General features: G+C 47.2%; 17 protein-coding genes. 7 read left to right on the top strand and 10 right to left on the bottom strand.

Annotation, left to right across the window (positions count from 1 at the left end; all coding sequences use genetic code 11):
* Nucleotides 1-32 precede the first annotated feature (32 nt).
* The 3 genes from apgM to AC4IE7_RS11475 form a co-directional block, all read right to left on the bottom strand.
* On the bottom strand, nt 33-1307 hold the full coding sequence (apgM, locus tag AC4IE7_RS11485; RefSeq protein ID WP_490776984.1) for a 2,3-bisphosphoglycerate-independent phosphoglycerate mutase: 1275 nt from the start codon (nt 1305-1307) through the stop codon (nt 33-35).
* Between the two features lie 48 nt (nt 1308-1355).
* Nucleotides 1356-2573 (bottom strand): hypothetical protein, encoded by a 1218-nt coding sequence (locus AC4IE7_RS11480; protein ID WP_490776983.1) that lies wholly within the window; start codon nt 2571-2573, stop codon nt 1356-1358.
* A 175-nt stretch (nt 2574-2748) separates the two neighbouring features.
* On the bottom strand, nt 2749-4482 hold the full coding sequence (locus AC4IE7_RS11475; protein WP_490776982.1) for an ATP-binding SpoIIE family protein phosphatase: 1734 nt from the start codon (nt 4480-4482) through the stop codon (nt 2749-2751).
* Between the two features lie 339 nt (nt 4483-4821).
* Between AC4IE7_RS11475 and AC4IE7_RS11470 the strand changes: the two genes are divergently transcribed.
* The 4 genes from AC4IE7_RS11470 to AC4IE7_RS11455 are packed head-to-tail and all read left to right on the top strand — an operon-like array spanning nt 4822 to nt 8353.
* Nucleotides 4822-5952: an MlaE family ABC transporter permease gene (locus AC4IE7_RS11470; RefSeq protein ID WP_490776981.1), complete on the top strand. Its 1131-nt coding sequence runs from the start codon at nt 4822-4824 to the stop codon at nt 5950-5952.
* Nucleotides 5953-5957: 5 nt separating this feature from the next.
* A complete protein-coding gene (locus tag AC4IE7_RS11465; protein WP_490776980.1) occupies nt 5958-6764 on the top strand; it encodes an ABC transporter ATP-binding protein in 807 nt (268 codons plus the stop codon).
* Nucleotides 6748-7737, top strand: coding sequence for an MlaD family protein (locus AC4IE7_RS11460; RefSeq protein ID WP_490776979.1), 990 nt, complete (start codon nt 6748-6750; stop codon nt 7735-7737). Before AC4IE7_RS11465 ends, AC4IE7_RS11460 begins: the two co-directional genes overlap by 17 nt.
* Nucleotides 7738-7741: 4 nt before the next feature.
* Nucleotides 7742-8353 (top strand): PqiC family protein, encoded by a 612-nt coding sequence (locus AC4IE7_RS11455; RefSeq protein ID WP_490776978.1) that lies wholly within the window; start codon nt 7742-7744, stop codon nt 8351-8353.
* 248 nt (nt 8354-8601) lie between these two features.
* On the opposite strand, the gene AC4IE7_RS11450 is transcribed toward AC4IE7_RS11455, so the two are convergent.
* Both AC4IE7_RS11450 and mfd read right to left on the bottom strand, forming a co-directional pair.
* Nucleotides 8602-9345 carry a CsiV family protein gene (locus AC4IE7_RS11450; RefSeq protein WP_490776977.1) on the bottom strand — a complete coding sequence of 248 codons (744 nt, stop codon included), beginning with the start codon at nt 9343-9345 and terminating at the stop codon, nt 8602-8604.
* An 82-nt stretch (nt 9346-9427) separates the two neighbouring features.
* On the bottom strand, nt 9428-12904 hold the full coding sequence (gene mfd / locus AC4IE7_RS11445) for a transcription-repair coupling factor (RefSeq protein WP_490776976.1): 3477 nt from the start codon (nt 12902-12904) through the stop codon (nt 9428-9430).
* A gap of 324 nt (nt 12905-13228) precedes the next feature.
* Here mfd and AC4IE7_RS11440 point away from each other — a divergent pair, with 324 nt between their 5' ends.
* Both AC4IE7_RS11440 and AC4IE7_RS11435 read left to right on the top strand, forming a co-directional pair.
* Nucleotides 13229-14299 (top strand): pentapeptide repeat-containing protein, encoded by a 1071-nt coding sequence (locus AC4IE7_RS11440; RefSeq protein WP_490776975.1) that lies wholly within the window; start codon nt 13229-13231, stop codon nt 14297-14299.
* Between the two features lie 5 nt (nt 14300-14304).
* A complete protein-coding gene (locus AC4IE7_RS11435) occupies nt 14305-15045 on the top strand; it encodes a DNA alkylation repair protein (protein ID WP_490776974.1) in 741 nt (246 codons plus the stop codon).
* Nucleotides 15046-15080: 35 nt separating this feature from the next.
* Here the strand turns inward: AC4IE7_RS11435 and AC4IE7_RS11430 are convergent, their stop codons facing one another.
* Nucleotides 15081-16202: a hypothetical protein gene (locus tag AC4IE7_RS11430; protein ID WP_490776973.1), complete on the bottom strand. Its 1122-nt coding sequence runs from the start codon at nt 16200-16202 to the stop codon at nt 15081-15083.
* Nucleotides 16203-16462: 260 nt separating this feature from the next.
* Here AC4IE7_RS11430 and AC4IE7_RS11425 point away from each other — a divergent pair, with 260 nt between their 5' ends.
* Nucleotides 16463-18118: a HAMP domain-containing methyl-accepting chemotaxis protein gene (locus AC4IE7_RS11425; RefSeq protein WP_490776972.1), complete on the top strand. Its 1656-nt coding sequence runs from the start codon at nt 16463-16465 to the stop codon at nt 18116-18118.
* A 131-nt stretch (nt 18119-18249) separates the two neighbouring features.
* Here the strand turns inward: AC4IE7_RS11425 and AC4IE7_RS11420 are convergent, their stop codons facing one another.
* The 4 genes from AC4IE7_RS11420 to AC4IE7_RS11405 all read right to left on the bottom strand — a co-directional run bounded on the left by AC4IE7_RS11420 (nt 18250) and on the right by AC4IE7_RS11405 (nt 22493).
* Complete coding sequence (locus tag AC4IE7_RS11420; protein ID WP_490776971.1) at nt 18250-19554, bottom strand: FCSD flavin-binding domain-containing protein; 1305 nt, start codon at nt 19552-19554, stop codon at nt 18250-18252.
* 19 nt (nt 19555-19573) lie between these two features.
* The gene (locus AC4IE7_RS11415; RefSeq protein ID WP_490776970.1) at nt 19574-20158 is read right to left on the bottom strand and encodes a c-type cytochrome; all 585 of its coding nucleotides are present in this window, start codon (nt 20156-20158) and stop codon (nt 19574-19576) included.
* Between the two features lie 26 nt (nt 20159-20184).
* Nucleotides 20185-20631, bottom strand: coding sequence for a tetratricopeptide repeat protein (locus AC4IE7_RS11410; RefSeq protein ID WP_490776969.1), 447 nt, complete (start codon nt 20629-20631; stop codon nt 20185-20187).
* A 368-nt stretch (nt 20632-20999) separates the two neighbouring features.
* A complete protein-coding gene (locus AC4IE7_RS11405; protein ID WP_490776968.1) occupies nt 21000-22493 on the bottom strand; it encodes a multiheme c-type cytochrome in 1494 nt (497 codons plus the stop codon).
* Between the last annotated feature and the right edge of the window lie 230 nt (nt 22494-22723).

The following is a 22723-nucleotide window of genomic DNA, read 5'->3' as shown; positions in this document are numbered from 1 at the left end:
ATTCAGCAATAGTGGAATATCTTATGTAGCTGTCAAAAAATATATGTACTGTCTTTCGGCCTGAAATTTTCCAGTTGATTCATCTGGTCGAGAAATGTCAGAAGAAATCCGAAACTGTTAATTCTGCCAAGGCCGCCTCTTGTGCACTCGGTTTCGCTAAATTCCTTGCAGGCATCTCTCCTGCCCCAGGGGTTGTAGATCAGGCTGGGAACAGGATCTCCAGTGTGTCGGCCGGTGTTACTATCGGTGCTATGGTCTGCAGTGATGCCGATTACCAATTCATCATTGATCAACGGTGTAATTGCATCATCGATTTTTAACAATATCTCCCGTTTACCATTTGCATCCGTGTCATGCGAGACGATATCAGTTGCCTTGATATGAAGATAGACAAGGTCATGTTTCTCCAATGCTTTCAAAACTGTAGCTACTTTGGCATTGAGATCGGTATCGGCAGTGCCTGTGAAACGACGATCCTCATACAATTTGTAACCCAGTAACTTACCTAATCCGAGTACAGTTCTTTCACCCGAAATGATTGCTGCTTGTAGCTTTAAGTATTTTATCAGGGATTTGATTTTTGGAAGCTTGCCTGGGCTGCGACAGATGAGGCCATTTGCTGGCGGCAGGCCACTATTTACGCGGCTCTGATTGATCGGATGAGGTTCCAGTTTCTCATGCACGATATCTATCAGCCGATTCATGGCACGGGCAGTCCTTTCTGCGCCAGGGTCGGCAGGGGCGTTGGCCTGGCAGGAGAGTAATCCCTTGGTATGAAAGTGGTTTCCTGGATCTGTATTACTCACATCATGAGAAAGCCCTTCTCCTCTCAGTTGCAGAACAGCCCTATGTTGAGTTGCGGGATGGAGTGTGGCTGTGATGCCCTCACCGAGATCCAGTTGCCCCAATGCTGAGGCCAGGGCTTCGGTGCCCTGATTGATACGCCCGGCACGTCGATCGAGAATATGAAATTGCTCACCAGCTTTTTTCAGTGTTGCAAAATTACATCGGAAGTAGAGTGCCTGATCGCTCTTGTCGAATCCGACACCAGACGCTTCCACAGGACCTCTGGCCAATTGAACCGTCTGCTCCTGGGATAGGCCAAACAACGGACAGAAACCGGTGTGTGTTCCTACCGGCATACCTGGAAAGAGGGGGTCGACCAAGCCACACTGACCAGCACTGGCTAGACTATCCATGTTTGCTGTCTGCGCTACCTCTAGGGGGGTTTTTCCTCCAAATGAGGGGATACCCCTGTCTCCCAGGCCATCGAGGACAATCATCAGGCCTTTGCGGGTCGCTATCAAGTCAAATAACCTCTGCCGAATAGGGGGGATGTCATTGCAGTTTTGTTATTACTCTTTTGTTGTCGACTGATCCTCGTCAACACCAAATACATCGGTCACTTTAGCATGAAAATTTTGCTCTAACACCCTAATTATCAAGCGCATGATATTGTCTGTAGCAAGATCTTTGTTGTCATTGGAGATGATTGAGACTGAGTGATTGTCAGCTTCGGAAAGCAGATGGGTCTGTAACATCCAGATTGATTCGAAATTCGAAAGATAGTTACTCATTTCACTCCGCTCAGGGGCGGAGATCCCTCGATCTCTGAGTCTGTGTTTCAGCTGGTTTTGTTTTAATACTGCCAACATGATTGGCACGATCACCGCGTCTTCATTTTCACGAAATCGATTGAACAGTGTTGGTGTCACATGGACACCTTCAAGGATCAATGAGACCCGCTCTCGCAAAGCCCTCTGCACTACCGCTTCACAGGGCACCGAAACCAGTTCGGATTGATGCAGATAGCCATGAATCATCATCTCTTCGCTGCTCTCTTCGTGTTCATGCTGCCCAAGTGTTTTACGCCAGGCATTAAAGGATGAAGAGTGCAGTTCCGGCATCAATCGCTGCGGGATCATCATGCGCATTACTTCCCGCAGCATGTCGGTCGATTGGGTACGAATGATATTGAGTCGATGAGCGACTTCTGTGGCAATGGTACTCTTGCCACAACCGGTGGCCCCACCAATTAATATGATCAGTGGGCGCTTGGAGTGCTTATAGTCGACCCATACCAGATAGTTGTTAGCTGCCTGCTTGCCATAGCGTTGTTTTAAATTCTCATAGGTCAGTTTGCCTACAGTGCTACTAGTAACGCCATCCTGGAAGGATTCCAACAGATCCAGATAGATGGCCTGGGAGATCAAAGCAGCTTTATCGTTACTCAGGCCGGTTGATTCCAATGTTTGTCTGTGTTCGATAATTGAAAAGGGGCGAGCGTTACCCTTCCGGTCGGTAACCATAATTTCAGTGGTTGAGGGTGCGATGCTTTCGTAATTCTCAATTACCTCATGCTGTTCAAGTTGCTCGAGCTTTTTTAGTACCAACTTACGCAGGTCGCGGCTTGAGATTTCATCTTTTCCACTGATCTGCTGCCTGATCTCTGATGAGAGTTGATAGGCTGTCTCGAAGGATAATCCTGAATCAGTTAAGGAACGAGTCAATATGCCCCGCAGGAAGGGCGCACGGGTATGATCGTTACTGTCTATAATGAGTGTTTTAGCCATGCTGAGAGACTATCAGATCAGTAGATCATAGTGGAGTAAATTGGTCACTTTCCATGATTGTACTATTCTGGCTTCTTGGGAACCTTTGGTTAATCTGGGTGTAAAAACTCTATTATTATTTGTCACTATAGATCATGTAATGACTAAAATGAAAAGTTCATTACCAGCCATGCCTCTATTCAGTATGCTTCCAGGTATAGATGGCTTCGGCCTTGTTACCCGGTTCAAAAAAGTGTAGTTGCTTGCACAGAGATTCAACCAGTTTTAAACCACGCCCACTATATAGTTGGTCGTCGGTAATTTCAGTTACATGGTTTTTGTAATCAAATCCAGTGCCACTGTCTTCAATGGTGATGATGATATAACCGCCGTCATCCTGGCTATGAATCCTCAGATTTAATCTGACACAACCTTGGGATATATTACTCAAACGCTCTTCTCTCTGTTGAAAATAGTCAGTAAAACCGTTCTCACCCTGTTTAAGACTTGATTCCAGCTTGAGTACGCCATGATCAAGTGCATTGACATAGAGTTCTGTCAGAATTGTGTAAAGAGGACGTCTGTGTTCGTGGAGTCCTGCAGTTTCCTGTATTGAGTTGATCAGGATAGGTATAGGATCTGCCTGGCGAAGTTGTGTGCCATAAAGCGTAAACTCGAATTCAACACAGTCGGGATGCTCTTTTAAAAGAGCATCTGGATAGCCGTTTTGAAGCGAACTGTAATCTGAAGCCGATCCCCAGCTTGGAAATATCTCTCTAACCAATGGTACCTCGACCACGCTGATATCATCGTCCTGGGCTGCGTCTTTGCAGAAGTTATGCAGATCCTGCTCCAACTTTTCCAGAATGTAGTTATGCTTGATGCTGTTGCTGATAGATTCAGAATATCTCGCCTGGCCATATAGCTCACCCTGGGGATTACGTGCTTCAGTCACACCATCGGTTGCGAGCATGATTCGGTCGCCTTCATCGACTCGCAGTACATGGAATTCACCCTTCATATCGATATTGGGTGATATTCCCAGCGGAAGTGACTGGGAAACGATTTTCTGTTTGACGCGACGACTATCTTTTTCAATCAGATAGCAATCAGGCATGCCACAATTGATGATGGTTATATGGTCGAGCTGACTGTCTATCTTTACAAACTGGGTAGCCATAAACATCCCGGTAGGGAGTAAACTGTAGAGCTTGTTATTAATGGCTTGAAGAATCTGCTGTGGCGCAAACCCCTTCGCAGTCATAGAGCGGAAGGCCTCAGAGGTCGGTAATGCACCCAACGCAGATGCCAGTCCGTGTCCGGTGAAGTCACCTAATAAGACGTATAGATCGTGAGATGGCGCGAACGCTGTGAGTAGCAGGTCACCACTGAATACGCTGGCGGGTTTTAGCAGACTATGGATTTGATCAAGTGCAACATTATCAGCAACTACTGCGCCACTGAAGACTTGTTCAGCGATCTCTTCGTCCCTCTGCATTCTACTGTAGAGCATACGAGTATCTTGCTGCAGGATGCGAATACGCTCCATTGCTTTCACTTTTGCGGAAAGAACCGTAAAACTATAAGGTTTTGATAAAAAGTCATCTCCCCCGACTTCGACACAACGAGCCAGGGCTTTCTCATCTTGCATGGCTGTGAGAAATATTATGGGCACAAAGTGGTCACCCGCTTTTTGTTTGATTTGAGTGGTTGCCTCATAGCCATCCATTTCCGGCATCATGACATCCATGAAGACGATATCGGGTTGTTGCTGTTCAAAATATGCCACAGCTTCAATGCCGTTTTCCGCTTCGATTACCTCATAACCATGTTTTTGTAACAGCTTTTTTAAAATCATCCTGTTGGTGATTTCGTCCTCGACAATTAGAGCTTTGCCGTGATTTCCGCTGATTTTGGGGTCATTAGACATGGCTTCAACCATTCTGTTTTATTTGTGGCAGCTCTATCTACATCGACTCGAGTAGAAATATCTGAACCGTTCATTATGATTCCATAATATGGATCATTGTGGGCTATCCAGCAAACCCGGGATATGATATTGATGTGTTGAAGCAACCTCTGAACAAGTCATGGGCCAATATCTTGCTGCCAAAACGGCTGCTACAGCGTTGCGAATTCTAACAATGGCTGGGCTATTATGAGAAATACGTACCTTGAGTCGCCCCATTTTGTTCGACAATCTGTTCGGCCCAGACTTATTCAGGTATTCCTTAACTTGATTATTTCGGTCGAGAATGGACATTGATCAATGCACCATGATTCGCTGAAAATAGCTTTTCCTGCAGCTGATATTGTAGAGCTGGTGTTCCTTGGCGATTGGACTATTCAGTCGGATATCTATAGGTGGGAACAGCTGCAGGATCAGCTACTTTCCCAGACAGATTTAAATGAGATCCGGCTCAATACCCACCATCTTGGTTCGTGGGATAGCCGTCTGTTAACGCTACTGCAGCAATTGAACGATTTTTGTACTGAGAATGAGTGTCGGCTGCAGGCTGGTGACTTGCCATCAGGGATAGAGCGGTTGCTGGATTTGGGGCAGGCTGTTGCCGAAAGAAAAGGGGCGAGAAGAGGGCGCCAGCAGTTTTCCCTGCTGTATCGTATTGGTGATACCGTTTTGTCCGCCTGGCGGGAGTCTGTCAGCTTTACCACCTTTGCTGGGGAGCTGGTTATCGCCTTTCTTCGGTTGTTGAGGGGAAAGGCAAGTTTCCGTTCCACAGATTTCTATCTCTTTCTTCAGGCTGCAGGCCCGGAAGCCCTGCCGATTGTCAGTCTGATTGCTATTCTGGTTGGGGCCGTACTGGCTTTTGTTGGGGCAATACAACTGCAGATGTTTGGCGCAGAGATCTATGTTGCTAACTTGGTTGCCTTGGGTTCGGTACGGGAGATGGGAGCGATGATGACCGCAATCATCATGGCGGGCCGTACTGGATCAGCCTATGCGGCACAATTGGGTAGTATGCAGGTCAATGATGAGCTTGATGCACTAAAAACCTTCGGTATATCAGCGATCGATTTTCTGGTACTGCCGCGTATTCTGGCTCTGGTAATCATGTTGCCACTGCTGACGCTTTGGGCCGATATTCTCGGTATTGTTGGTGGTCTACTAGTGGGGGTTTTTATTCTCGATCTTTCACTTTTGGAGTATTTGGTACAGAGCAAAGATGCCATAGCTTGGGAGGATATCGCAGCTGGACTGATAAAAAGTGTACTGTTCGCGATCGTTATTGCCATGTCTGGTTGTCTACGAGGTTTACAGAGTGGCAAAGACTCTTCTTCAGTAGGTAAAGCGACCACATCGGCTATGGTTACAGCCATCCTGTTGATCGTTATATGGGATGCTATTACCACCATTCTTTTTAACCAGTTAGGTTTTTAATCGGCATGGTGTTGCAAGCAGAGCATGAGAGCGTTGATGAGGCTTTAATCGAGGTAGAAGGGCTTACTATGGCCTATGGCAATTTTGTCATTCAAAGGGATCTGAATTTCACTATCCGGCGTGGTGATGTGTTCATTATCATGGGGGGGAGTGGATGTGGCAAAAGTACCCTTTTACGCCATTTGGTAGGGCTGAAAAAGCCAGCACAGGGAAAAATACACTATCAGGCGCAATCCTTCTGGGATCTTGACCTCCAGGATCGCCAACAGATCATGCGTAGAATGGGGGTTCTATACCAGTCCGGTGCCCTCTGGTCTCATATGACCCTGGCTGAGAATATCTCTCTACCACTGCGAACTTACACCGAATTGTCTGTCGCTGAAGTGAGTGAGTTGTCTTCGTTTAAACTCTCCCTGGTGGGATTGAAAGGTTTCGAGGATTACTACCCATCTGAGATCAGTGGTGGTATGCAGAAACGTGCCGGACTGGCTCGCGCCATGGCGCTAGACCCTGAACTGCTGTTTTTCGATGAACCTTCCGCAGGTCTGGATCCGGTTAGTGCGAGACGTCTAGATGACCTGATCATGGAGTTGAGTGATTCCCTGGGCACTACCGTTGTTGTTGTGACCCATGAGTTGGCGAGCATATTTGCAATAGGAAATGATTCAGTATTTCTTGATCCGGAGTGCAAAACCATGATTGCACAAGGTAATCCAGTAGAACTTTTAGCTCAGACCGAAGACCCCAGGGTTAGAGAATTTCTGACCCGGGGTGATTCAGAGGCAAACCACTATCATGCAATCGAAGATTAGCCCAACCCTTATTGGAAGCTTCGTCTTGGCGACATTGGTGCTGGGGCTAGGTTCTCTGTTTCTTCTCTCAAATGGCTCCCTGGCTAAAAAGCCTACGCTATTCATTCTCTACTTCGAAGGGGACGTGAAGGGGTTGCAGGTTGGTTCGCCTGTGAACTTCCGTGGGGTAAAGGTAGGAGAGGTCGAATCGATGTCGATTACCTATTTTCATGAGTCACAGGAGTTCAGGATTCCAGTTGTGATTGGTATAGAGGATTCTCGAGTCGAAGTGGAAGGGGTGGTAACCGATCAAAGTGGTATATTGGAACTGAATAAGCTGATCCAGCAAGGACTCAGAGCCAGATTGAATCTACAAAGCCTGGTCACAGGTAGATTGGAGATCGAACTGGATTTCATGCCAGATACGCCAATCAGACTGGTCAATGAGGATGATAGCTATCCTGAGATACCCACCATTCAATCCAGCATGGAAAAGCTGGCAACCGCGATTGATAAGATACCGGTTGAGCGAATAACACAACGGCTGTCGGAGATTCTGGATAGCATCGATGGGATGATGGATCATGGTGGGCTTAAAAATCTGATCACTTCTCTATCTCAGATAACTGAAAGATTGGATAAAGTGAGTCAACTACTTGTTGAAGAGGCTCCTGTGCTGCTGAATAACAGCAATGCAACCCTGGTTGAGGCTCGTGCGATGATCTCTGATGTGGCGGACACCGCAAAAGAGACACAGACATTGATCGCAACCACGGATAAGAAACTCTCATCGGCCTTCTCTCGATGGGATTCAACCTTAAGACAGGTCGGTGATACGGCAAAGTCCGCTGATCAGGTCCTGAATCAGGATTCGGAACTGATGAGTCAGCTCACCATGACTCTGCGTGAACTGGGGAGTGCGGCGCGGTCGATACGCATCATGTCTGAATATCTTGAACGCCATCCGGAGGCATTACTACGTGGGAAACAGTAATCATATGAAATGTTGGGGGATCACAAAACGGATTGTTACGACGCTGGTCGTAGCCAGTCTGGTAGGCTGCGCCAGCCCATCACAGCCTACGCGCTTTTATCGTTTGGATAGCGGTGAAGCCAACCCTGAGATGGTTGATCTGAAACCTCGGCCCGGTGTTGTCCAAATAGGTGTTTCCTCTGTGGTATTGGCCGGCTATCTGGATCGACCTCAGATTGTTGAACGTCGTTCTGGACATCGGTTGGAACTCTATGACTTTGACCAGTGGGCAGGATCTCTGCAAGATAATTTACAGCGTGTGGTAAGTGATCGATTACAACAGCAGCTCAAGACGATGCAGGTGATCACCTATCCCTGGCAACAAGGTATAAGTCCAGACTATGAATTGACGCTTTCAATCCAACGTTTCGATAGGGTGGGTGATAAGGTGGTTATACAGGCGCTCTGGAGTCTGATAGAAGGTCATGCCAGTGAGATTGTAGAGATGCAGCAAATAACCCTGCAAGAAGCCTTTTCCGGAGGGGTTGAAGCGGGTGTCGAGGCTGCCAATCGGGCAGTGAGTCGATTGGCAGAACATATGGCGTCTCAAATTGGAAAACATGTGAAAAACCGATAAAGGTTCTGCTGTCTATGATAAACAGTAAAGGGTTGATTAATTAAGCAAACCTTACATTTGATCCCAACGATTACTACCACACCGTAGCCTGGATGGAGTGCAACGGAATCCGGGAAGAGCAACGCACGAAACTACCCCGGATTCCGTTACACTCCATCCAGGCTACCTTAGCCTTTAGCCGAAGGTCTGCCGGTGAAATCCGTAAAAATGTAACAGTAAATAGTGGCGGATGTGGCGTGGCGATAACACTACTGCTCGCTCTGTTGAGTCTTTTCTGCCTCCATCGGCACGGCTTGAACAGCTGGTGGTTCAACAACTTCAGGAACAGGCATTTCATAGCGCTTTGCTATAGCCAGAACACCTAGGACGGGGTGATCCAGATAGTGCAATTTACCACTGCGCATACGACGTTTGTCCTGCATCCGATAGCTACGAAAACTGGGGCCATAGCCCTCCTCAGAAAGTGAGTTGCTGTTCTCAGCTCTCAATAGGATATCGGTCTCCAGGTGAAGATAGCGTTTCACACCAAATTTAATGCGACCTTCCAGTCTTGGTAGGGGCTCATCGAATGCGGAGTTACTTTTCGGTTTTAAACTGAAATAGAGTGGTGTGGCTCGATCAGGATGAGTAACGGGCTGACGCCAGGCGATATGGTATAGCGGCCGATAGTCCCTCGATCTACGCATAATGCTCCAGGCCTCAGTCAGGCTCTTCTCCACTGCAGGTAGTGCGCGATAGGCAATCGGTTTGTTCCCCTGTGTGAGAGGACCTCGAGTAAGCCGTACGCTGCCTTCTTGATCTGGTATGCCTGGGTCAAATTCCCAGGCTTCAGTACCCCCGGCACCTGGTGCTATACGACGAAATACCAGGATCTCGAACTGATACCAGGGTTCGGACGTTTCTCCGCTATTGGATTCTGCCTGCAGACTCATGGGAAGAATCAGCAGAAAGCCAAGAATAAGGAGGAGATTTTTTTCCTTTTTATCGAACATCTCGCGGATCATAGTACAAAAAACACCTTGTGTTTGTGGGACATGCCTCTGAAATCAGTAATCTATTTGGGGTTAACAGACCCTAGTCTATCAGTCTGTCGAGCAGCTCGTGTATCTTTTCAACGCGACTGGCAGGATTCTCAAGTGGTATGTGGTATCTCAATTTATCACTACCCTCAAATCGATAGACTTGAGGTTTCTGTTGTATCAGTCGTATCAGCGAAGCTGGATCAAATTTAGGACTCTCATCGAACAGCAATCTTGCCCCCTTTGGACCGGCTTCTATCTTTCTGATTCCAAGAGGATGGGCGCGGAGTTTCAGCTCTGTGATTGAGAAGAGGTTTTTAGCTGCATCTGGAAGCAATCCGAAGCGGTCAATCATCTCCACCTGCAGTTCCCGTAGCTCTGCTTTGTCTTTAGCGCTGGCGATCCTTTTATAGAGCACCAGACGGCTGTGAACATCCGGCAGATAGTCTTCGGGTAGCAGTGCCGGTATGCTGAGTTCAATTTCGGTGCCATGATCGAGAGGTCGATCCAATTCCGGCTGTTGACCGGACTTCAGTGCTTCCACAGCCCGTTCCAGCAGTTCTGTGTAGAGGGCAAAACCGATCTCCTGTATCTGCCCGCTCTGTACATCTCCCAGCAGCTCACCGGCGCCACGGATTTCTAAGTCATGGGTTGCTAGCGTAAATCCAGCTCCAAGATCCTCAAGAGATTCAATGGCTTCCAGGCGTTTCTTTGCGTCAGATGTTAGGCTTTCAGTTGCTGGCGTCAGCAGATAAGCATAGGCACGGTGGTGTGAGCGTCCAACGCGTCCACGTATCTGATGGAGTTGTGCCAGGCCAAGTTTATCCGCTCGGTTGATGATGATGGTATTGGCTGTGGGCACGTCAATGCCACTCTCAACGATAGTGGTGCAGACCAAAAGATTGAAGCGCTGATGATAGAAATCACGCATGATCCCTTCCAGCTGGCGTTCCCGCATCTGCCCATGGGCTACCTGCAGGCGCACACCTGGCAACAGTGCTTCCAACCGTTCCGCCATGTTTTCGATGGTGCTGACTTCATTGTGCAGAAAGTAGATCTGACCGCCACGTTTTAACTCACGTTGACAGGCCTCACTGATCAGGCTGTCACTCCACTGGCTGACAAAGGTCTTCACCGGATGTCGCAAGGCAGGAGGGGTGGCAATGATGGACAGATCCCGCATACCCGACATGGCCATATTCAGGGTTCGTGGAATCGGAGTCGCTGTGAGGGTCAACAGGTCAACCTCACTGCGAAGTGCCTTAAGTTTCTCTTTATGACGCACGCCAAAACGGTGCTCTTCGTCAACGATGACAAGCCCCAGGTTTTTGAACTGTATGCCTTCGGAGAGGAGTTTATGGGTACCAATGACAATATCAACAACGCCACTTTTCAGCCCATCCAACACGACCTGCTGTTGTTTGCCGGTACGAAACCGGGAAAGGCTCTCCACCTTGACCGGCCAGTCGGCAAAACGATCTGCGAAATTTTGATAGTGCTGTTGCGCCAATAAGGTGGTGGGCACCAATACTGCGACCTGTTTGTTGCCTTGGGTAGCAGTAAAAGCAGCTCGCATCGCCACCTCGGTTTTACCAAAACCCACATCACCGCAGACAACACGATCCATAGGCTGAGGGGAGGTCATATCCTCTATTACTGCAGAAATAGTCTGGTGCTGATCTGGAGTCTCCTCGAACTCGAATGATGCGGCAAACTCCTGATACTCTGCATCTGGGGCAGGAAAGGCTACCCCCTGACGGGCCGCACGGCGGGCATAAATCTCCAGCAGCTCAGCGGCAACATCGCGGATCTGTTTGGCCGCTTTTTTCTTGGTTTTCTCCCATTGGTCTCCACCCAGTCGATGTAGAGGAGCATGCTCGGGTGACGCGCCGGCGTAACGACTGATTAGATGCAGGGAGGCAACCGGGACATAAAGTTTGTCACCCCGAGCATATTCCAGGGTAAGGAACTCTGTGGTTTGACCGCCCACATCCAGGGTTTGTAACCCCAGGTAACGACCGACACCGTGATCTTCATGAACAACCGGCGCTCCAACGTGAAGCTCGGTAAGGTTGCGAACGATTTGATCTGGATCCTGACTGACCTTGCGTCGTCTGCGTTGCTGACGTACCCGTTCACCATACAGCTGGGTTTCGGTAATGATCGCAATGCCAGCAGACTCAAGCCACAGGCCCTGTTCGAGGGGAGCGACACAGAGCCCGATTTCGAGATCGCAATCAAGAAAGTCATGCCATGTCTCGACAGGTTTGGCATGAATGCCGATGTCTCGAAGCGTTCCAAGAAGCATTTCACGCCTGCCGGCACCTTCGGCAACAAACAGGGTTCGTTTTCCCTGATCCTTAAGGAATCGTTTGAGAGCGATAGCTGGAGTTTTGCTACGGGCCTGAAAGGCAACAGGCGGTGGCAGTTGAGTCTGGTAGTTGATCAGGTCAGCATAGCCTTTGCTACGTTGTGCAAGCTCAGTACGGCTGACTGTAATCAGTTGTCCCCGTTTCAGTTCTGCTACCAGTTCATCTTCCCGCAAGTAGATATGTTGTGGTGGCAGGATAGGGCGCTCAATATCATGTCGACGCTCCTCGAAACGACTGGCAACTTCTGCGAAGAAATTGTCAGCTTGTTGCCTGATATCATCCCATTGGATAACCAGGTGTTGTTGTGGCAGGTAGTCGAACAGGGTAGCAGTCTGTTCGAAAAAGAGTGGCAGATAGTACTCCAGTCCACTGGGGATTCTGCCTTCTGATACATCCTGGTAGATCAGACTTTGTTGTAAGTCACCCTCAAACTGGACCCGATAGCTACGCCGGAATTGTTGGATGCCGGATTCATCAAGCGGAAACTCCCGTGCAGGCAGCATCTCGATGGCATTGACTTTCTCCAGTGAACGTTGGGTTTCCGGGTCAAAAGTGCGGATTGTGTCAATTTCATCATCGAAGAGATCTATTCGGTAGGGTGTCTGGCTACCCATAGGATAGATGTCGAGCAGAGAGCCTCTAACGGCAAACTCACCATGGGAAAAGACCTGGGAGACACACTGATAACCGCTATGCTCCAGTCGTTTCCGGGTCTCTTCGATATTTAGCTGCTGTCCAGCTTTTATCAGCAGACAATTGGCATCGAGAAAATGCTGTGGCGCCAGCCGCTGCATCAAAGTTGAGACTGGTGTGACCAGCAAACCCCGGTTCATAGAGGGCAGTTGCTGCAGGGTAAGCAGTCGTTGTGATATCAGCTCGGGTAGTGGTGAGAAGAGATCATAAGGCAGGGTCTCCCAGTCTGGAAAGTTGATGACCGGAATATCCCCTTCACCAAGAAAGAAGCGTAACTCAGTTTCGAGCTGGTTTGCCGACTGCATATCCGGGGTTACAACTAAAATAACACCTTGATAGTGCTGTGCTGTATTGGCAATTGCCAGAGAGGCACTGCAACCACGCAGGCCGCCCCACTGAAAGCGCTCTCCGGCAGCTCGGGGCAGTTCAGGGGTGAGAGGGGAGTGGTTTGATATTTGTGTGTTCATCTACGACTAGCTGAAAATAAAAAGCGGCTAATTGTCTCACAACTACTGCCACAGGTCAGGCGGCAAAAAAAACAGTGCATCTAATTGGTGCGAGCACTATAAACAGGCCTACAATAGGCTGATAACAGCTATGGAACCTCTTAATAAGTCTGGGCCGAACAAAATGGGGTGATTCAAGCGCGAATTGCAGATAATAACCCAGCTATAGCGAAGATTATTGATGCAGAAGCAGCCCGTTCTGGCGGCAAGATGTCGATCCATGAACTGTTCAGAGGTTCTCTGACTATTCCTAAATAAACTTAAAGGTCTTCAATGCGAATGTCAGTGCAAATACTTTACTCGATATCGATCTCTCTCATCATCGGATCGCTCGGCTCCCTCTCTGCCTCTGAGTTGTCTGTGGAACAACTGCTTACGCAAGGTGAATGCCGGGAGTGCGATCTATCCGGCGCTGATCTGAGGATGAAGTCTCTGTCAGGTAGTGATCTGAGAGGCGCCAAACTGGATAATGCCATCTTCTACGGCAGCGATCTCAGCAACGTTGATTTCCGAGGGGCAAGCTTAAATGGCGCGAGCTTCGCCAAATCTGACCTCTCCGGAGCCAACCTGCAAGGAATAGTGATTAAGCGAGGTCGCTTCAGTCGGGCAGATTTAAGCGGTGCCAATCTTCAGCAGAGCCATCTGCAAGAGGCAAATTTTAGTGGCGCGGACCTCTCGGATGCTAATCTAAGTGGTGCAAATTTGAAATCGGCACTCTTCTCCAAAAGTAGACTCGTGGCTACAGATTTTTCTAATGCGACCCTTGATGGTGCCGATTTACGAGGTGTCGATCTAAGTCAGGTCAGTTCGATCAGTCAGGTCAGTTTCAGACAAACCAATCTGCGCAACAGCAATCTATCAGGACTGGATCTGAGCCATGTCGATTTCACTCAAGCCAGACTACTCAAGGCAGATTTGTCGAACAGTCGTCTGCTATCGTCCCTGTTATCAGAAACCGAGTTGAAAAAAACCAAGCTGATCGGCGCTGACCTGCGTCGAGCTAAGTTGAACAGGGCACAGATGTTGGGAGTTAATCTCAAAGGGGCGCAACTTCAGGAGGCTCAATTGGAAGGGGTTGTTGTCAGTGGTAACCTTATCGATACAGACTTCTCTGACGCCAGCATCATGCGGGTCAACATGAGTGGATCAAATCTTAAAGGGGCAAGTTTTCGCCGGGCACATTTGGAATTCACTGATTTCACATCGACAAATCTCTATGGAGCAGACTTTACAGGGGCCAAACTACATCGATGCAACTTACGTAAGGCCAATTTACGGGAAGCACTATTTGCAGGTGTCGATTTGAGAGGCAATATTTTAGATGGGGCAATTGGCAATAAACGCGATCCAGAATAAATGTCATGGCGATTTCTCAAGCAACATTAAAAGCTGATCACCTTAGAAAGCGGCTTAGAGAGTTAGCCAATCCTGAGATAGCTACTCATTCCCAGAGGTTCTTTAAAACCGGCAAGGGAGAGTACGGAGAAGGTGATAAATTCTTGGGTATAAGAGTGCCTCTCCTCAGGCAGCAGACAAAAAAATTTCAAGAGATGTCACTCAAGGAAGTTGAACGCTTACTCAAATCTGACTATCACGAGGAGCGTTTATGCGCACTGCTGTTACTGGTAAGAAAATTCGAGCGTGGTGATGAAACATTGCGTGGTCGAGTCTATCAGCTCTACTTGAAACAGACACGTTATATAAACAACTGGGATCTGGTTGACAGCTCCGCCTATCACATAATTGGTGGTTATCTATTTGAAAAAGATAAGGCTCCGCTCTATCAGTTGGTTGAATCTCCCTCCCTTTGGGAGAGACGGATAGCTATTATTGCCACTTATCATTTTATAAAAAGAGATCAGTTTCAGGATACCCTGATACTTTCAGAATTGTTGCTGAATGACGAGCATGATTTAATACATAAAGCAGTAGGATGGATGTTGCGTGAAGTGGGTAACAGGGAGAGGAAGATAGAAGAAGCATTCCTTGTAAAACACTATAAAGCAATGCCCCGGACTATGTTGAGGTATGCGATTGAGAAATTTCCTGAGGTAGTTCGTAAGAGATATTTGAAAGGTGAAATTTACCGAGCGGCCCACTAGAGCGCAACTCGGTTATCAGATTGTAGTCCATTTTCTCAAAGTACCACAGACACTCTTACACTACCGATCCAGCCACTGACACTTTCCGGATCAGCGAAATTTGCTTGGTCGAGATATTGAATTGAAAGTGAGAGTTCAGCGTGTTTTTTTATGGCTTTTTTGAGATAGATCTCTGAAATTGATTGATCTTCGAGATCATTAGGTAACTCTCGGCTTACCATAGTATGTGCAAAGCCCGCTCCTAATTCTAAATCCTCAGTCAATTCTCGTGATATGGCCAGGGCAATAAATCGGTCGGCAGCAGAACTCTTTGGGTTAGCAATACCTAAACGATGAGACCAGTTGAACAGATCTGTTTCTCCATCCAAAACCATATACATACCGTAGTTTGTGTCACTCTTACTGGGATTATCTAGCTGTTCATGATCTGCACTATTATGCCAAGCACCAAATCGCCAGGTTATGCTTTTGCTATAGTTATAGGCCTCTATCGCTGTAAAAAAGCCTTTCTCATCATCGCCAATATGAAAAAGTTCATCATAACTTGCATTCGGATTATCGCCGAGCCCATGTGAACTGGAGATGAATAGATTAAAACCTGGTAAATTCGATGAGGGTTCGTGATGAAGTAGTCCCCCCAATGAATAGTCAGGGAATCCAATCGTAGGGTTGTTGACCAGTGGCGTCGCCAAAAATTGTGAGGTCTCATCATTCATAAGATCACTATTATCAAGCGAAGAGGTGGGGTTCAGCAAGCCACCAAAAACAGTTGCTGGGCCGAATTCCTTTTCATAAAACAGTTCAGACACTTGTACGCGTCCCTCGCCATTCTTATTCAATGCACTTCCTGCATCACCATTAGCTTCTGGAAACGAAGATGAGACAGCCGATGAGCCCGGTGTCGTGCTGCCTTCTACATAGAGGGTGATTGCTCCTCCTGCGACAGACCAATGGCCTACTACATCCAATGATGCCAATAACTCACGGTCTACATTTTCATCATCAGCCGCTTGCCAAATCATTGTCATTCCAACCTCAACTCCTGGAATGGCTGGAGTGAGAAGACCAAATCTATCTTGTGGTTCATCACCAAAAACCTGGGAGCCTGGATATAAACACAATAGTATAGGAAGGAGAGTATTTTTAGATAAAGTCACCGGTATATCCATCCTTAATGTCGATGGTTTTTATATCGGCATAAACTATTAAATAGTGAAGAATACTAGTGATGGTTAATTGATTTAGGTCAAAATAGTTAATTAAATATAGTTGAAGAAAACCCGATCAGAGCCGACTCTTTCTGTCGAATGGATTAATTTAATCCCCTAATGGACTCTTGCTGATCTTAGCGCTATCCCTGGATTTAAATTCGGACTGTTTTGTGTGCTATATCAACATATTATGAAGGAGAATAGATATGTCACTGCTAAACAGTCTACCTATCAAATGGCGGCTAACCATACTTGTCATAATTGCAATTTCGATGACCGTGATTGTCGGTCTCTTTGCAATCAGTGGAATGCGTAATGCAAACCTGTCGATAGATGACCTATATCACGGAGGAATGCACCATACCCATGCTTTAGGCGTTGTATTAGAGCATAGCTCTGACAATAGAACCCAGTTGCTACTCAGCGTGCAGCATGATCCTAGTAGCGAATATGCCAATATGCATAACCACAACATATCGAAGCATCTCGATACTATTGCTCATAACCTGGAACAAATTGATGAGCATTGGAAGGAGATCACTGACTCTGAATTGGATAGTGAAGAGAGAGCTGCTGCAAACGAGTTTGAAATGTATAAAGAGAAATTGGAATCACAGGGAATCGTGCCCGCTGTCGAGCAAATCAAGTCTGGCAATTATACTGCAGCGAACAAAATTATAGTGGAGGTAATTAATCCTACATTCCAGAAGACTAACGAAGCTGCAGAGAAGCTATTTGAGATGCAGATGGAAGAGGCGGAAGACTCTTTCAATCAATCGTATGATAACTATCAATCGATGCTAAAGCTGGTTATCTTTATTCTTGTTGTAGGATCGATAATCAGTGCATTTCTGGCATATCTTTCCATCTCCAGTATTACAAAGGGCGTTGAATCGATTGAAAAATCTGCTAAACGAATGTCAGAGGGCGATCTTACAGCCCGGGTAGATTATGTGGCAAAGGATGAGCTTGGCCATATCGCAGCTGAATTTAATAGTATGGCAGAGAAGTTCAGTGATACCATCAGTCAGATAAAAGACTCTATTATACGGCTCGCATCTGCTGCCGAAGAGACATCGACTGTTACCGCACAAACCACAAATGCAATCAATCAACAAAAATCTGAGACTGAACAGATTGCGACTGCCATTAATCAGATGAATGCTACAGTACATGATGTCGCTCAAAACGCTGTAAATGCTGCTGAAGCAACTCAGAAAGCTGATCACTCATCTGCAAAAGGTAAGGAGGTGGTAAGCCAAACGATTGAAGCTATCGGCCAGTTGGCAACTGAAGTGGAACAGGCTGCAAACGTAATACATAGACTTGAGACTGAGACAGAGAGTATAGGGTCAGTTCTTGATGTGATTAAGAGTATTGCAGAGCAAACCAATCTTCTTGCTCTCAATGCTGCAATTGAAGCTGCACGGGCAGGTGAGCAAGGTCGTGGATTTGCCGTGGTTGCGGATGAAGTCAGAACACTCGCTGGTCGCACTCAGAAGTCCACTCAAGAGATTGAAGAGATGATCAGTAAACTTCAAACTGGTGCTGTTCAAGCAGTTCAGGTTATGGAGGCCAGTAAAGCAAAGTCGGCAGATGGTGTGGAACAAGCCAGCCTTGCAGGAGAATCGCTGGATCTGATTACTGAATCAGTGGATCTGATCAACAATATGAACGCCCAAATTGCCAGCGCTGCTGAAGAGCAGGGTTCGGTTACAGAAGAGATAAATCGTAATATAGTCAATATCTCTCACGTTGCTGAACAGACTTCAGTTGGTGCTGAACAAACTGCCCAGGCCAGTTTGGATCTCGCAGAACTTTCTGAACAGCTAAAAGGCCTTATTGCGCAATTTAAGGTGTAATCTAACGAAGTAGGATGAGTTAGTGGTGATGTGACTACATCAGATTCTGTGAATAACTGAAGGTATCGTTATACACTCATAGGAATGGTCACACTATTCCTCTACTCATCCTACTTCATGTTAGGTTTAGCTCAGGTAAACATATCTCCAGTGATGTTTTTAAACCAGCTTCGGGCAAACTTGGCTTCGATGGCGCGGGTTGCGGCACTGGCATTCATGGGCGACAGCCCCCCAGCACCCTTCACACCAACGATCTTTCCGTCTGCCAGCTGATATACCGCTGCGACCGAGATACCCCATTCAGGTGCGATAATGCTGTAGCAGGTATTGACGTACGATGGCTCGCCCGGATCCTGGCCATTCAATGCCGCCACAATTGCAGCAGCACATACCTTACCTTGAGAATTGGCGGCATAGCCGGATTTAGGCATTTTGCCGGCAATACAGGCATCACCAATGACATGTATGTCCTTGTGCAGTTTGGATTCAAAGGTCTTTTGATCCACCGGGCACCAACCTGAGTCATCTGCCAAGCCTGCAATTTGCGCAATCTTACCCGCTTTCTGTGCCGGTATGATATTAACAACATCACCTTGATACTCATCAACCTGGCCAACCAGGGTTCGGCTTTTAGGGTCGATCGCTTCGATTATGCCGCCACCGGCACCGGATACCCATTCCACCATATCGCCGTAGAACTTTTTATAACCTTGCATAAACAGCCCCTGTTTTGAAAACTTATCCTTGGCATCAAGGATGATAACCTTGGATTTGGGCTTATGCTGTTTAAAGTAGTGAGCGATTTGAGCGGCCCTCTCATAGGGCCCTGGAGGACAACGAAACGGGTTTGGTGGTGCTGCAATATAACAAACACCACCATTCTTCATGGCACTAAGTTGTTTTCTTAGGGTGACAGTTTGCGGTCCAGCCTTCCAGGCATGGGGAATCTGTTCAGCAACCTCAGCGCTGTATCCATCAATCTTTTCGTAGTGGAAGTCTACACCAGGTGAGACTATCAATTTATCATAGCTGTACTGTTTACCACTCTTGCATTTAACGCTATGTTTATCAGCATCAATTGCAACGACTTCATCGTATACGACATTGATATTTCGATTATCACTGAGCTTGTCATAACCAAATGTAATGCTGTCGATCGTTCTGTCTCCACCCAGTATTTCATTACTCAGTGGGCAGGAGACATATTTTTTGTTCATTTCGATCAAAGTAACACTGATCTCTGCATCGGCCAGTTTGACATACTTCGCAGCAATTGCGCCGCCATAGCCACCGCCAATAACAATCACCCGGCCTTTCTTGATACTGGAAGATTGCTTGGGATTACTGGCAGTACAGGCGCCCATTGATACCATCGCACCTAATGCACTACAGGCGCCAGCCGCTTTAATAAATCTTCTTCGAGTGAATTTAGCCATATCTGTTTCTCCCCAAAAGTTATTTTTCACTGGCATAAAACTCAGCCATGGCTTTTAACTCTTTTTCGGAGAGTTTCATGACACGAGTGCCCATTTTTCGGGGCTGACAACGTTTTCCCTTACTATGGCACCATTGCAGATAGTGCAGGGTATATTCAGGCCACTGGCCGGCCAGGCGTGGCGCATCATCCTCTTGTACACGGCCGTTCTCTTCATGGCAGGTTTTACACTGCTTGTCATGAATCTTTTTACCCATTGAAACCATTTTTGAATTTGTTTTCACTGGACTGGAGACCCACTCCTGATCTGCCATGAATGAAGCGATCGCTTTCAATTCTGAATCACTGTAGCCTTTAGCAATCCTACCCATAATGGTGGAGTCACGTTCTCCAGTTTTATATTCCAGGAGAATGGTTTGTAAAAACTCTTTTTCCATTCCACCGATGATTGGCATCAGGTCACCGGCACTTGCACCCAGGGTGCCATGGCAACCGGCACAGGTGTTGGCAAGCATGCTCGGAGTGCGCACACCTTCAGCATAAAGAGTCCCTGAGAGTATCAGCGCGGCACTGATTGCCAAAAGCCGTATTTTTCTTATAGTCATGAAAATCTCCTCTGATGTTTTCTGAATCAGTGTACTGATTGTTGGGAGGAACGCTGATTCAACCATATGACAACTTTATCTATTTCTTGTTTTTTGGTGGGATCAAGCTGTTGAGCTTGTTTCAGAGCTTCTCTGGCTAGTTGATATCTACCCAGGTGTAAATAGGCTACCGCTAATCCGATAAAAGCTTCAGAATTGGATTGATCGAGCATAATGGCCTGTTGAAAATGGTCAATACCTGATGAGTAGGCCTGCTGAAGCAGGTGTACACCACCAAGTCGTGTATAAGCCAAAGAGGAGGGTTCTGTTTTAACTGCTTCTTCCAACAGAGACTGTGCCTTTTTCATATCACCAGCTTCAGATTGAACCAATGCCTGGTTGACTAAAGAATCAGTTTCGCTGTTTGCTGTAGCGGATATACAAAGACTACACCCGAGTAAAGCAAGAAACAGGTATTTAGAGTATTGCAACATTTAATACCTCGTGAGATTGTTCAGTTTTCGCAGATTGTAAAAGCTATTAACCCGGCGACTGAGTATGTTGTCTTCAGCCGAAGTGTGCCTGCCTGCGGCAAGGCATCAAAACGCCGCTGTAGCACTCCTACAGCAAGTTTTGATAACGCAGTCTGCAGGCAGGCACACTTCGGCCTCTCTTTTAAAAATCATATTGTTAGGGGTTTCAAGCCAGCCCTTGCTCGGTGTTGCGGCTCTTGACAAGGGAACAACCATTGCCTACGAGCCGCGCCTTGATCAAGGGCAGGCTTGAAACCCTGAAGACGACATACTTAGTCGCCGGGTTAATAAAAGCCCCCTCAGGTTGAACCTGAAGGGGCAGGGCTTGCTTATTTCAGTGCACCCTTACCGTAGCGGTCTTCAAAGCCTTTACGTACCTTGTCGATAGCTTCTTTGCTCATACCTTCAAAGTACCAGGTATGACCATCGATCGGCCTGAAGTATTTATCAAGCATTGCGTCGGCAAACTTCTCATTACCATCCTTCTTATGAACTGCCTCTTTCAATTCAGGAATCCACTTGAAGTAGGTATGCTTGGCAACGTCATAGATACCGTGCCACCAGGTGTAGTCGGGGCCATTCATGGAAGCACCATGGCGGGCGCGACGTCCTTCATGATGCCAGATCTCCCACCAGGTCCACTCGATTTTGTCGTCGAAGGGGCTCTTTGTGATATAGCCGTTCTTTTTCAGTTCTCCCATCACAGCTGCGATAGGTTTGGCGAATTTCTCATTGTAGAGTTCAACCACATTATCGAACTGGTTGTAGTGGCCATTGATGACACTGTCGCTATGACAGGCTTTACAGACCTCCTGCATCTTTTTACGACGCTCTTTCCAGGTCAGTACTTCGACCACAGTAGAGCCCTTGGCCTTGTCGCCAACCTTTGGTAGAGCATTACCCTCTTTGACATCAAACTCATTACCATCTTCCAGGCGCACCAGATTGATTTTCTGGGAGATGGGTGGGCGCAGTGTCCAGGATATACGATCACCAACGTTGTGAGTCTTGCTCTCTTTACCACCAGCACTCATATGACAAGTGGCACAAGTAGGTGCGGCAGAGTAATCGATACCAGCCACCCATTTGTCCGATTCCATATTCATTTCATCGACTTTTGCACGATAGATAATGCCGTGTTTGGATTCGTTGTAGACTTCAATCTGTGGATGGTCAGGGCCGACGTGGCATTTACCGCAAGTATCCGGTGTTCGGGCTTGTGCCTTAGAGAAGCGATGGCGGCCATGACAGGCTGTACATGAGCCAGTGGAGCCATCAGGGTTAATCCGGCCTATACCTGTGTTTGGCCAGGTTGTCGGGCTTGGTTTGCCATCTTCACCAATCTCTATCTTTGCACCATGGCATTGTCGACAGCCAGCATTAACAGCAGCCGGGCCACCAACAACTTCACCGAGCAGGTTATCAAGCGAAGCTAGGATTTGACCGCCTTTTGAGTGGTGGGAGCCATCCATCTCCTCAAATTCCACAGAGTGGCATTTTGAACAGTCTTTAGGGGTAACGATGATGGTGATACGTTGTCCTTCATGTTCAAAGCCATCAATATCATCAGCTTTTGCTTCATGACAGTCGAGGCAGTTGACGCCACTCTGACCATGTTGACTGCGGTTCCACTCCATGGTCAATCCGGGGTCTTCCTGCCAGTGACACTCTATACACTCCTGGCCTTTTGGGTTTCCCCAATCCTTACCTATTGAACCTGATGGTCTTGCGGCATCAGCAGTTGAGACTTGCAGCAATAGAGTCAGTGCCGCTGCCATACTACCCAGTATCGCTGTGAACGTACGGTTACCGAAGCGTTTCATAGCTCCCTCCTATAGTGGGTTGATATAATGAGGGATCTCCTCCAATAGGGATTTGTGTCGAAAAACTACTGCTTTATCGAGCACATTGAATCACTGTTGAAAATCACCCCTGAAGTATTGGCAAGCCAAGTTCGAAGAAAGGGATAGTTTTGACTAAATTACCCAACCCCACTTAATTTATTATAGATATGGGGACAGCATGGTTTCACTCTTATGGTCAGTAAAACCCT

Source organism: Candidatus Thiodiazotropha sp. AKAK3, assembly GCF_058244645.1.
This window is presented reverse-complemented; position numbering and strand designations above follow the sequence as displayed.